Annotated in this window: 19 protein-coding genes; 17 read left to right on the forward strand and 2 right to left on the reverse strand. The window is 47.6% G+C overall.

What is annotated here, in order from left to right; translation table 11 throughout:
- Positions 1–407 precede the first annotated feature (407 nt).
- The 17 genes from rplN to rplQ all read left to right on the forward strand — a co-directional run bounded on the left by rplN (position 408) and on the right by rplQ (position 8925).
- Positions 408–776 (forward strand): 50S ribosomal protein L14, encoded by a 369-nt coding sequence (gene rplN, locus CWI69_RS11905; protein WP_126764556.1) that lies wholly within the window; start codon positions 408–410, stop codon positions 774–776.
- Between the two features lie 12 nt (positions 777–788).
- The gene (gene rplX, locus CWI69_RS11910) at positions 789–1103 is read left to right on the forward strand and encodes a 50S ribosomal protein L24 (RefSeq protein WP_126764557.1); all 315 of its coding nucleotides are present in this window, start codon (positions 789–791) and stop codon (positions 1101–1103) included.
- A 21-nt stretch (positions 1104–1124) separates the two neighbouring features.
- Positions 1125–1664 carry a 50S ribosomal protein L5 gene (rplE, locus tag CWI69_RS11915; RefSeq protein ID WP_126764558.1) on the forward strand — a complete coding sequence of 180 codons (540 nt, stop codon included), beginning with the start codon at positions 1125–1127 and terminating at the stop codon, positions 1662–1664.
- An 11-nt stretch (positions 1665–1675) separates the two neighbouring features.
- Positions 1676–1981, forward strand: a complete 306-nt coding sequence (rpsN, locus tag CWI69_RS11920; RefSeq protein ID WP_126764559.1) for a 30S ribosomal protein S14 — start codon at positions 1676–1678, stop codon at positions 1979–1981.
- A gap of 26 nt (positions 1982–2007) precedes the next feature.
- Positions 2008–2400 (forward strand): 30S ribosomal protein S8, encoded by a 393-nt coding sequence (gene rpsH / locus CWI69_RS11925; protein WP_126764560.1) that lies wholly within the window; start codon positions 2008–2010, stop codon positions 2398–2400.
- Between the two features lie 14 nt (positions 2401–2414).
- The gene (rplF, locus tag CWI69_RS11930) at positions 2415–2948 is read left to right on the forward strand and encodes a 50S ribosomal protein L6 (RefSeq protein ID WP_126764561.1); all 534 of its coding nucleotides are present in this window, start codon (positions 2415–2417) and stop codon (positions 2946–2948) included.
- 9 nt (positions 2949–2957) lie between these two features.
- Positions 2958–3311, forward strand: a complete 354-nt coding sequence (gene rplR / locus CWI69_RS11935) for a 50S ribosomal protein L18 (protein ID WP_126764562.1) — start codon at positions 2958–2960, stop codon at positions 3309–3311.
- Positions 3312–3320: 9 nt separating this feature from the next.
- Positions 3321–3827 (forward strand): 30S ribosomal protein S5, encoded by a 507-nt coding sequence (rpsE, locus tag CWI69_RS11940; RefSeq protein ID WP_126764563.1) that lies wholly within the window; start codon positions 3321–3323, stop codon positions 3825–3827.
- 6 nt (positions 3828–3833) lie between these two features.
- Positions 3834–4016 (forward strand): 50S ribosomal protein L30, encoded by a 183-nt coding sequence (gene rpmD, locus CWI69_RS11945; protein ID WP_126764564.1) that lies wholly within the window; start codon positions 3834–3836, stop codon positions 4014–4016.
- A 4-nt stretch (positions 4017–4020) separates the two neighbouring features.
- Positions 4021–4455, forward strand: a complete 435-nt coding sequence (rplO, locus tag CWI69_RS11950) for a 50S ribosomal protein L15 (RefSeq protein ID WP_126764565.1) — start codon at positions 4021–4023, stop codon at positions 4453–4455.
- A gap of 5 nt (positions 4456–4460) precedes the next feature.
- On the forward strand, positions 4461–5789 hold the full coding sequence (gene secY / locus CWI69_RS11955; protein ID WP_126764566.1) for a preprotein translocase subunit SecY: 1329 nt from the start codon (positions 4461–4463) through the stop codon (positions 5787–5789).
- Positions 5790–5814: 25 nt separating this feature from the next.
- Positions 5815–5928, forward strand: a complete 114-nt coding sequence (rpmJ, locus tag CWI69_RS11960; RefSeq protein ID WP_055439830.1) for a 50S ribosomal protein L36 — start codon at positions 5815–5817, stop codon at positions 5926–5928.
- Between the two features lie 133 nt (positions 5929–6061).
- The gene (rpsM, locus tag CWI69_RS11965) at positions 6062–6418 is read left to right on the forward strand and encodes a 30S ribosomal protein S13 (RefSeq protein ID WP_126764567.1); all 357 of its coding nucleotides are present in this window, start codon (positions 6062–6064) and stop codon (positions 6416–6418) included.
- Between the two features lie 11 nt (positions 6419–6429).
- Positions 6430–6819, forward strand: coding sequence for a 30S ribosomal protein S11 (gene rpsK / locus CWI69_RS11970; RefSeq protein WP_026861007.1), 390 nt, complete (start codon positions 6430–6432; stop codon positions 6817–6819).
- Between the two features lie 30 nt (positions 6820–6849).
- Positions 6850–7470: a 30S ribosomal protein S4 gene (rpsD, locus tag CWI69_RS11975; RefSeq protein WP_126764568.1), complete on the forward strand. Its 621-nt coding sequence runs from the start codon at positions 6850–6852 to the stop codon at positions 7468–7470.
- 25 nt (positions 7471–7495) lie between these two features.
- The gene (locus CWI69_RS11980) at positions 7496–8485 is read left to right on the forward strand and encodes a DNA-directed RNA polymerase subunit alpha (protein ID WP_126764569.1); all 990 of its coding nucleotides are present in this window, start codon (positions 7496–7498) and stop codon (positions 8483–8485) included.
- Between the two features lie 38 nt (positions 8486–8523).
- Positions 8524–8925, forward strand: a complete 402-nt coding sequence (rplQ, locus tag CWI69_RS11985) for a 50S ribosomal protein L17 (protein ID WP_126764570.1) — start codon at positions 8524–8526, stop codon at positions 8923–8925.
- A 90-nt stretch (positions 8926–9015) separates the two neighbouring features.
- Here the strand turns inward: rplQ and CWI69_RS11990 are convergent, their stop codons facing one another.
- Complete coding sequence (locus CWI69_RS11990; protein WP_126764571.1) at positions 9016–9822, reverse strand: hypothetical protein; 807 nt, start codon at positions 9820–9822, stop codon at positions 9016–9018.
- Between the two features lie 216 nt (positions 9823–10038).
- On the reverse strand, positions 10039–10289 hold a 251-nt coding region (locus tag CWI69_RS12290; RefSeq protein ID WP_206750270.1), incomplete at its 5' end, for a hypothetical protein.

The following is a 10289-nucleotide window of genomic DNA, read 5'->3' on the forward strand; positions in this document are numbered from 1 at the left end:
TGCCACTGAGCTAGTTCGAATAGGTCTGAATTTACCACTTCGATCAGCCGCTTGCCAACTGATTCGGTCGCAGCGCCTGGTGCTTTTAACCCAAGACATGGGTTTTATGAACTCATAAATAAGTACAGCTATAGACGTAAATAATCGATAGCCGATTAGGGCGTTGTTTGATAGACTTGATTTCTGTTGGAGCAACTCCAGCCTGAACAAAACAATCTGTATGAAACATCCCCTAAGAAATTCCGATTAAGCACTATCATCCGCATTTTTTATCTGTTACAATTCGCCGCCCTTTTTAATAGGGGAAAATCTTTTATTCTCTATGATTTGTTCTGCAAATTTTCGCGAGTAAAAGGACGGACAGCGACCCGAGAGGGTCTCTTTAATTAATCAAGCGGAGCACTGCAATGATCCAAATGCAAACTACACTGGACGTGGCCGATAACTCGGGCGCTCGCAGCGTACAATGTATTAAGGTTCTGGGTGGCTCGCACCGCCGTTACGCGAATATCGGCGACATCATTAAAGTTTCTGTTAAAGAAGCAATTCCTCGCGGTAAAGTGAAGAAAGGTGATGTTGTTAACGCGGTGGTCGTTCGCACCAGAAAAGGCGTCCGTCGTCAAGACGGGTCAGTCATCCGTTTTGACCGCAACGCGGCTGTATTGTTGAATAACAACCAACAGCCTATTGGCACTCGTATCTTTGGACCAGTGACTCGTGAATTGCGCTCTGAGCAATTTATGAAGATTGTTTCTCTGGCACCAGAAGTACTGTAAGGAGTCAGTGTTATGGCGGCAAAAATAAAACGTGATGACGAAGTAGTAGTCCTGGCAGGTAAAGACAAAGGCAAGCGTGGTAAAGTGCTGAAAGTCGACACCGCTAAAAATCGTGTTTTCGTTGAAGGCGTGAACATTGTCAAGAAACACCAGAAGCCAAATCCGGCTTTAGGCGTAGCTGGCGGTGTGATTGAGCAAGAAGCTTCAATCGACGTTTCTAACGTAGCGGTTTATAACCCAGAGACTGGTAAAGCAGATCGTGTTGGATTCAAACTTGAAGATGGCAAGAAAGTTCGCTTCTTCAAATCGAACAACGCAATCATTTAATTTTAAATTTGGAGTTTTACGATGGCGAAACTGCATGATTTTTACAAAGAATCAGTAGTTCCTGAACTGGTTAAACAGTTCGGCTACAACAGCGTCATGCAAGTCCCTCGGATTGAAAAAATCACCCTTAACATGGGTGTTGGTGAAGCTCTGGCTGACAAAAAGATTCTCGACAACGCAGCGGCAGACCTGGAAGCAATTTCTGGTCAACGTCCGATTAAAACTGTAGCTCGTAAATCTGTCGCTGGCTTCAAAATCCGTGAAGGCTACCCTATTGGCTGTAAAGTGACTCTGCGTGGCGAGCGCATGTGGGACTTCTTGCAACGTTTAATCACGATTGCAATCCCGCGTGTTCGCGATTTCCGTGGTCTGAACCCGAAATCATTCGACGGACGTGGAAACTATAGTATGGGTGTGCGTGAGCAAATTATCTTCCCAGAAATCGACTATGACAAAGTCGACCGGGTACGTGGTTTGGATATCACTATCACTACAACTGCTGGCACTGATGACGAAGCTCACGCTTTGCTATCTGCCTTTAGCTTCCCGTTCAAGAAGTAAGGTGTAGAGTTATGGCTAAAGAAGCAATGAAAATGCGTGAGCTCAAGCGTCAAAAGCTTGCAGCTAAATACGCAGAGAAACGCATCGCACTTAAAAATGTGATCAGCGATCCGAAAACTTCGGACGAAGAGCGCTGGGAAGCCGTGCTGAAATTGCAAAGTCTTCCTCGTGATTCGAGCCCAAGCCGTCAGCGTAACCGCTGCCGCGTTACGGGCCGCCCACACGGTTTCTTACGTAAATTCGGCATGAGCCGGATTAAAGTACGTGAGAAAGCGATGCGCGGTGAAATTCCTGGCTTGAAAAAAGCTAGCTGGTAAGCCACGAGTCACGGGAGAAAGCAAATATGAGCATGCAAGATCCAATTGCGGATATGTTCACTCGCATCCGCAACGCTCAGGGTGCTAACAAAGTTGCCGTGCGCATGCCTGCTTCTAAACAGAAAGTGGCTATTGCCCAAGTTCTTAAAGAAGAAGGTTATATCACGGATTTCGGCGTGTCTGGTGAAGTGAAAGCTGAACTGGAAGTCACGTTGAAATACTTTGAAGGCAAGCCTGTTATCGAATCAATTGAGCGCGTAAGTCGCCCTGGTCTGCGTATCTATAAGAAACGCAACGAACTACCTAAAGTAATGGGTGGTTTAGGTGTGGCTGTCGTCTCAACTTCTAAAGGCCTGATGACCGATCGTGCCGCCCGCAGTGCGGGTCTTGGCGGTGAAGTTATCGGTTACGTAGCGTAACGAGGAGTTAGGAAATGTCACGAGTTGCTAAAGCACCGATTGTCATTCCTGCTGGCGTTGAAGTTACGCTAAATGGCCAGGAAGTGACAATTAAAGGTGCCAAAGGCTCATTGAGCCATGTAGTTAACAACGCTGTTGAATTAGTTCAAGAAGATAGCGTTCTGCGTACCGTTGCTCGCGAAGGCGTTGCAAATGCAACTGCTCAAGCAGGTACCGCACGCGCGTTACTACAAAACATGGTGGTTGGTGTTGCGCAAGGTTATGAGCGCAAGCTGCAGTTAGTAGGTGTTGGTTACCGGGCAAATACTGCCGGTTCAAAACTTAATCTTACGCTGGGCTTCTCTCATCCTGTGGCTTTCGATATTCCTGAAGGAATTACAATCGAAGTCCCAACACAAACTGAAGTAGTCGTTAAAGGTGTAGATAAGCAGTTAGTGGGTCAAGTTGCCGCTAACATTCGCGCATACCGCAAACCTGAACCTTATAAAGGTAAGGGTGTACGTTATGCCGATGAGCAAGTACGCCGTAAAGAAGCCAAGAAAAAGTAAGGTAGGACGATGGACAAGAAAACAGCTCGCTTACGCCGCGCAACTCGCGCTCGTAAGAAAATGCTTGAGTTGGGTGCAAACCGCCTGGTCGTTCACCGTACACCACGGCACATTTACGCACAGCTCATTGCACCGAACGGTTCTGAAGTACTGGCATCAGCATCAACTGTTGAAAAGTCTGTTCGTGACGCGGTTAAAGCAACCGGTAACGTCGACGCAGCGAAAACAGTTGGTAAGTTGATCGCTGAACGAGCGATGGAAAAAGGCGTGAAAACCGTCGCTTTCGATCGCAGTGGTTTCCGTTATCACGGACGTGTCGCCGCATTGGCCGACGCAGCACGTGAAGCCGGACTTCAGTTCTAGGAGACGAACATGGCAAATGCAAATGTAGAAGCTCAACAAAGTGACCTGCAAGAAAAGCTGATCACAGTAAACCGTGTAGCGAAGGTTGTTAAAGGTGGTCGCATCTTTAGCTTCACTGCACTGACTGTGGTTGGTGATGGTCAGGGTAAAGTGGGTTTCGGTTATGGTAAAGCACGTGAAGTTCCAGCTGCTATTCAAAAGGCAATGGAAAAAGCGCGTCGCAATATGGTAACCGTGCAGCTGAAAGGCGATACCCTGCAACACCCTGTAAAAGGCCGTCATTCAGGTTCACAGGTATTCATGCAGCCAGCCTCTGAAGGTACAGGTATCATCGCCGGTGGCGCGATGCGTGCAGTACTCGAAGTAGCAGGCGTGCACAACGTGCTGTCAAAAGCATATGGTTCAACCAACCCAATCAACGTTGTACGTGCCACAATCAAGGCACTTCACGACATGAAGTCGCCTGAGCAAGTCGCGGCTAAGCGTGGATTGCGCGTTGAAGACATTTTGGGGTAGTGAACAATGGCGAAAAAGACAATCAAAGTAACACAGACGCGTAGCTCAATCGGTCGTTTACCGAAGCATAAAGCTACTCTACGTGGTCTTGGTCTACGCCGGATTGGTCACACGGTCGAGTTGGAAAATACTCCAGCCGTCCGTGGCATGGTTAACCAAGTCACATACATGGTAAAGGTGGAGGACTAATACGATGTTCTTGAACTCAATCTCCCCTGCACCTGGTGCTAAAACCAGCAAAAAACGTCTCGGACGTGGTATTGGCTCAGGCTTAGGAAAAACTGGTGGACGTGGTCATAAAGGCCAGAAGTCGCGTTCAGGCGGCTCAGTGAAACCAGGTTTCGAAGGCGGCCAAATGCCAATCCAACGTCGCTTGCCGAAGTTCGGTTTTACTTCACGTAAGTCATTCGTGACTGCTGAAGTGAACCTGGCCGAGATAGCGAAAGTTGCTGGCGATACTGTAAACATGGCGAGCTTGAAAGAAGCTGGCTTGATCCGCAATGACATCTTGCATGTTAAAGTGATCAAATCAGGCGAAATCAGTCGTGCCGTTTCAGTACAAGGCATTAAGGTCACCAAAGGCGCCCGTGAAGCTATTGAAGCTGCTGGCGGCAAAATCGAAGGATAGAGCAAATGGCTAAACCAGGATTGGAATCTAACAGAGCTCAAGGCGGCACCTCGGAACTTAAACGACGTTTGCTGTTTGTACTCGGCGCGTTAATCGTGTTCCGTGCGGGCTCCTTTGTGCCTATTCCTGGTATTGATGCCGCTGTATTGGCTCAGTTATTCGACCAGCAAAGAGACACCATCGTTGCCATGTTTAACATGTTCAGCGGTGGTGCACTTGAGCGCGCATCGGTATTCGCTTTGGGTATCATGCCGTATATCACTGCCTCGATTATTATGCAGTTAGCCTCCGTGGTTCACCCACGTTTGGCTGAGCTTAAGAAAGAGGGTGAGGCAGGTCGACGTAAGATTAGTCAATACACGCGTTGGGGTACGTTAGTACTCGCAACGTTCCAATCGGTTGGTATAGCTACTGGCTTGCCAAGTCTGATGCCTGGGTTGGTTATAGACCCAAGTTTCGGATTCTACTTTACAGCGGTTGTAAGCTTGGTTACCGGAACAATGTTCCTGATGTGGCTGGGTGAGCAAATCACTGAACGTGGGATTGGTAACGGTATCTCTATTCTTATCTTCACCGGTATTGTAGCGGGCCTTCCGTCGGCCATTGGTCAGACGGCAGAGCAAGCACGTCAGGGTGATTTACATTTATTGTTGTTATTGTTGATTGGTGTCATCGTATTCGCAGTGACGTATTTTGTAGTATTTGTCGAGCGCGGCCAACGCCGCATTGTGGTAAACTACGCAAAACGTCAGCAAGGCCGTAAGGTTTTTGCAGCGCAGAGTACGCACTTGCCATTGAAAGTTAATATGGCGGGTGTTATTCCACCGATTTTTGCATCGAGTATTATTTTGTTTCCAAGCACCATCGCAACCTGGTTCGGCCAGGGCGAAGGCGCGGTAGCAAACTTCTTACAAGAGGTTTCGTTGACATTGTCACCGGGACAACCCTTGTACGTAATGCTTTATGCAGCGGCAATTATCTTCTTCTGTTTCTTCTATACTGCGTTGGTATTTAACCCACGTGAGACAGCTGATAACTTGAAGAAGTCGGGAGCGTTTATCCCTGGTATTCGTCCAGGTGAACAAACCTCACGATACATCGATAAAGTAATGACTCGTTTGACGCTTGCAGGCGCGATGTACATTACCTTTGTCTGTTTGGTTCCTGAGTTCATGATGATTGCGTGGAACGTTCAGTTCTACTTTGGCGGTACATCGTTATTGATTATCGTTGTAGTTATCATGGACTTTATGGCGCAGGTCCAAACTCATCTGATGTCTCATCAGTATGATTCGGTCCTGAAAAAAGCTAACCTTAAGGGCTTCGGCCGTTAAGGTTGGATAATTACGGAGTGTAGCAATGAAAGTTCGTGCTTCCGTGAAGAAAATCTGCCGTAACTGCAAAGTTATTAAGCGCAACGGTGTTGTGCGTGTAATTTGCAGTGACCCTAAGCACAAGCAACGGCAAGGTTAATTCGATGAAGAAGTCCGCGGCCTTGGATAATTATTCCAGGCTGCGGCTTTGATATGTTTGCAATCTGGCGACCGGTTGAGTTATCCTAACGGGCTTTTCAACTGGTCACCCATAAACTAAAGGAGACGTGTTAGTGGCCCGTATCGCTGGCATTAACGTTCCTGACAATAAGCATGCAGTCATTGCCCTGACTGCGATTTATGGTATTGGTCGTACCCGCTCACAGCATATTCTTGCTGCGGTCGGGATCGAAGAAGATACTACGATCGGCTCTTTGTCAGAAGAAAAACTGGATCTACTTCGCGAAGCAGTAGGTAAGTTCGCTGTTGAAGGCGACCTCCGTCGTGAAGTATCGATGAATATTAAACGCTTGATGGATCTCGGATGTTTCCGTGGCCTTCGTCATCGTCGTGGCTTGCCTCTACGTGGACAGCGCACTAAAACCAATGCGCGCACCCGTAAAGGTCCGCGTAAACCAATTAAGAAGTAGGGAGTTGAGAAATGGCTAAACAACCAACTCGTACTCGTAAGCGCGTTAAAAAACAAGTCGCAGATGGTATGGCTCACATCCATGCATCTTTCAATAACACCATTGTGACCATTACTGACCGTCAAGGTAATGCGTTGTCATGGGCAACTGCAGGTGGTTCGGGTTTCCGTGGTTCACGTAAATCTACTCCGTTTGCTGCACAGGTTGCTGCTGAACGCGCAGGAGAAATGGCAAAGGAATACGGGTTGAAAAACCTGGAAGTGTTCGTCAAGGGCCCAGGCCCGGGTCGCGAATCATCAATTCGCGCGTTGAACGCTGTAGGCTATCGCATCACGAACATTACTGATGTGACACCTATTCCTCACAACGGTTGTCGTCCGCCTAAGAAACGTCGCGTTTAATAGGCGCCAAACGATAGTTGGAGAAAGATCATGGCTAGATATTTGGGTCCAAAACTCAAACTGAGTCGTCGCGAAGGAACAGATTTGTTCCTCAAAAGCGGCGTACGCGCGATCGAAACGAAATGTAAACTCGAGAGCGCTCCGGGTCAGCACGGTGCACGTCGTGGCCGCTTGTCTGATTACGGTTTACAGTTACGTGAAAAGCAAAAAGTACGTCGTATGTACGGTGTATTAGAAAAGCAATTCCGTAACTATTACAAAGAAGCTGCCCGTATTAAGGGCAACACTGGTGAGAACCTGCTGCAATTGCTTGAGCAACGTTTAGATAACGTCGTTTACCGCATGGGATTTGCGTCAACACGTGCTGAAGCCCGTCAGTTGGTCAGTCACAAAGCAGTGGTAGTGAATGGCCAGGTAGTCAACATTCCGTCGTTCAAAGTTCGTCCGGAAGATGTTGTGTCCGTTCGCGAAAAAGCGAAAAAGCAGGCACGCATCGCAGCTGCACTCGATCTCGCAGACCAGCGTGAGAAACCAGTGTGGTTAGAAGTAGACGGGAGCAAACTGGAAGGTCAATTTAAGCGTCTTCCAGAGCGTTCAGATTTGTCTGCTGAAATTAACGAACAGTTGATCGTAGAGCTTTACTCTAAGTAAAGCTTAAGCATAAAGAGAGGACACAATGCAGGGTTCTGTTACCGAATTCCTTAAACCAAGGCTAGTCGACATTGAACAAATCAGCCCGACTCACGCAAAAGTGACGTTGGAGCCTCTTGAGCGTGGCTTTGGTCACACGCTGGGCAACGCGTTGCGCCGTATTTTGCTTTCGTCTATGCCTGGTATGGCAGTGACCGAAGTCAAAATCGAAGGTGTACAACACGAGTACAGCAGCAAAGAGGGTGTTCAGGAAGATGTCATCGAAATTCTGCTGAACCTCAAAGGTCTGGCGGTTACCATGGAAGGTAAAGATGAAGCGATTCTGACCTTGAAAAAATCTGGAGCGGGCCCTGTCAAGGCTGGCGATATTACCCATGATGGTGATGTCGAAATTATTAACCCTGACCACCTCATCTGTACTTTAACAGGTGATACTGAGATTGAGATGTCAATCAAAGTTGAACGTGGTCGTGGTTATGTCCCAGCTTCGGCACGTCAGTCTGCTGACGATGAAGAGCGTCCGATCGGTCTTCTACTTGTCGACGCTTCTTTCAGTCCGGTTGAACGCATTGCGTACAACGTTGATTCAGCGCGTGTTGAACAACGTACCGACCTGGACAAACTGGTTATCGATATGGAAACGAATGGCACTCTGGATCCAGAGGAAGCGATTCGCCGGGCAGCAACAATTTTGGCTGAACAGCTAGAAGCCTTTGTTGAATTGCGCGACATGAGCGAACCAGAAGAGAAAGAAGAAAAACCGGAGTTTGATCCGATTTTATTACGTCCGGTAGACGATTTGGAATTAACTGTGCGTTCTGCGAACTGTTTGAAAGCAGAAGCTATTCAGTACATTGGTGACTTAGTACAGCGCACTGAGGTCGAGTTATTGAAGACTCCTAACCTTGGTAAGAAATCGCTGACCGAGATCAAAGACGTACTTGCTTCACGTGGACTGTCTCTAGGCATGCGCCTGGAGAACTGGCCGCCAGCAAGTCTTGTTGATCGCGACTAAGGCATCTTTTACAGAGATTTACTGAGAAGGGTATAGGTATGCGCCATCGTAAGAGTGGTCGTCAACTCAACCGCAACAGCAGCCATCGCAAAGCGATGTTCAGCAATATGGCAAGCTCACTTGTGCGTCATGAAGTGATCAAAACGACACTTCCTAAAGCAAAAGAACTTCGTCGTGTTGTTGAGCCGCTAATTACTTTAGCGAAACAAGATAGCGTTGCGAATCGCCGTTTGGCATTTGCTCGCACTCGCGATAAGGATGTGGTTGGTAAATTGTTCAATGAACTAGGCCCGCGTTATCAAGAACGCGCTGGTGGCTACACTCGCATTATGAAGTGTGGCTTCCGCGCCGGTGATAATGCACCAATGGCTTATGTTGAGCTAGTTGACCGTCCAGAAGTTGAAGCTACTGAAGCGGAAGAAGTTGCAACAGTAGAGTAAGTTCTCGTTCAGAGATCAAAAAAGCCGCTCAATTGAGCGGCTTTTTTTTGTCTTCGTATTGACTGATACCTAATTAAAACTCATGCCATTTTATTTATCAGGTGCGTTTATAGCTGCAGCAAGTTCATCATTTTCGATGCCGTGAGTTGCGGCCAGAGTTTGCAATTCTTCGTAATTCATTCCAGCCCGATACGCGCCTTTTATCACCGACATAGCTTCACGTTTGGTTGTCACCACTGTCGCATCGCTGTCGGAACTACGCATAAGTGAAATCAGATCGTCAAGAGAGGTTACTAGGTAGTCCCCTAAAGCCGGCAACATGCTCAGCGTGGCGTGGACTATCCCTTCGACCTGCTCTGGTTGCGAGGTGCTGGCAGATTGCATAATGCTAGCGGCCATTTCAGGTTCCACGCGAACGGCAACGCGAACGAGTTCTTCTACGTTGGTAGGGTCGATACGCGAGGCTTCAGCAACAATCTCATCTGCGTATGCAGGTTCCGCTTCTACTGCAATACGCACAAGCTCGGTTGGTGGCGCAACGTTAAGATGCATAGCGACCGCCATTATGTCTTGGGTAAATCCAGGTTCAGCGTCAATTGCGGCTTTAATAATGTGTTCGTAGTTCTTCGGGTATCGTTCGAAAGCGGCATGCAGAATAGGTTCGACATGCTGCGGATAATTACTCATCAGTACCCGGACGGTTCGAGTGACCGAGAAATTGCGCTTTGTGTAGTAGCGAAACATGCGTAAATAGGTATTAACTAATCGCTCATTCTCTTCGGTCATAGCATAGCCAACTCGTTCAGTTGGAGATATGCCACTGTCAAAGCTCATCGCCGAAGCACTGAATGGGAGTATAAAGCTGGTCGCGAAAATAAGCGCTGTTGTCGTTCTCATCTGTTGCGCACCTTTTTAGTTATTCATTGTCTTCTAGTTGTTCAGTCGTTCTGTTGTTCGCTGGTCTACTTGCAAATCTTTTACGAACATTAACAACCTTTATAGACAATAGATAGTTAAAGAACGTTCAATTTGGTCAAAAAAAAAGCAGTCAGCCAATAAATTAAAAAAAGATCTTGCACGGGCGGCGACGATCCTTATAATTCGCCGCCGTTGTCACTGACGCAGAAGCCGAAGAGACAGTAGCCAGCAGCGCGAAGCGCTTGCAAAAAAAAGATCCGAAAGGATCTTGACGCTGGCAAGGGAAAGCGTAAAATACGCATCCCGCTTCAGAAGAAGCGAACGCTCTTTAACAATATACCAAGCCAAGCAAACTGTGTGGGCACTTACCGGATTCAGGCAGAGAAAAAGCATCTTCGGATGCGAGTATTCTTTCGTATAACGAAGAGAATACACCTGACTGATTG

This window comes from Pseudidiomarina halophila (assembly GCF_003987215.1).
Classification (GTDB): domain Bacteria; phylum Pseudomonadota; class Gammaproteobacteria; order Enterobacterales; family Alteromonadaceae; genus Pseudidiomarina; species Pseudidiomarina halophila.

Excerpts from the sequence above, each read along its gene's own strand:
- rplN (WP_126764556.1), top strand. The coding sequence starts at position 408 with ATGATCCAAATGCAAACTACACTGGACGTGGCCGATAACTCGGGCGCT.
- rplX (WP_126764557.1), top strand. The coding sequence starts at position 789 with ATGGCGGCAAAAATAAAACGTGATGACGAAGTAGTAGTCCTGGCAGGT.
- rplE (WP_126764558.1), top strand. The coding sequence starts at position 1,125 with ATGGCGAAACTGCATGATTTTTACAAAGAATCAGTAGTTCCTGAACTG.
- rpsN (WP_126764559.1), top strand. The coding sequence starts at position 1,676 with ATGGCTAAAGAAGCAATGAAAATGCGTGAGCTCAAGCGTCAAAAGCTT.
- rpsH (WP_126764560.1), top strand. The coding sequence starts at position 2,008 with ATGAGCATGCAAGATCCAATTGCGGATATGTTCACTCGCATCCGCAAC.
- rplF (WP_126764561.1), top strand. The coding sequence starts at position 2,415 with ATGTCACGAGTTGCTAAAGCACCGATTGTCATTCCTGCTGGCGTTGAA.
- rplR (WP_126764562.1), top strand. The coding sequence starts at position 2,958 with ATGGACAAGAAAACAGCTCGCTTACGCCGCGCAACTCGCGCTCGTAAG.
- rpsE (WP_126764563.1), top strand. The coding sequence starts at position 3,321 with ATGGCAAATGCAAATGTAGAAGCTCAACAAAGTGACCTGCAAGAAAAG.
- rpmD (WP_126764564.1), top strand. The coding sequence starts at position 3,834 with ATGGCGAAAAAGACAATCAAAGTAACACAGACGCGTAGCTCAATCGGT.
- rplO (WP_126764565.1), top strand. The coding sequence starts at position 4,021 with ATGTTCTTGAACTCAATCTCCCCTGCACCTGGTGCTAAAACCAGCAAA.
- secY (WP_126764566.1), top strand. The coding sequence starts at position 4,461 with ATGGCTAAACCAGGATTGGAATCTAACAGAGCTCAAGGCGGCACCTCG.
- rpmJ (WP_055439830.1), top strand. The coding sequence starts at position 5,815 with ATGAAAGTTCGTGCTTCCGTGAAGAAAATCTGCCGTAACTGCAAAGTT.
- rpsK (WP_026861007.1), top strand. The coding sequence starts at position 6,430 with ATGGCTAAACAACCAACTCGTACTCGTAAGCGCGTTAAAAAACAAGTC.
- rpsD (WP_126764568.1), top strand. The coding sequence starts at position 6,850 with ATGGCTAGATATTTGGGTCCAAAACTCAAACTGAGTCGTCGCGAAGGA.
- CWI69_RS11980 (WP_126764569.1), top strand. The coding sequence starts at position 7,496 with ATGCAGGGTTCTGTTACCGAATTCCTTAAACCAAGGCTAGTCGACATT.
- rplQ (WP_126764570.1), top strand. The coding sequence starts at position 8,524 with ATGCGCCATCGTAAGAGTGGTCGTCAACTCAACCGCAACAGCAGCCAT.
- CWI69_RS11990 (WP_126764571.1), bottom strand. The coding sequence starts at position 9,822 with ATGAGAACGACAACAGCGCTTATTTTCGCGACCAGCTTTATACTCCCA.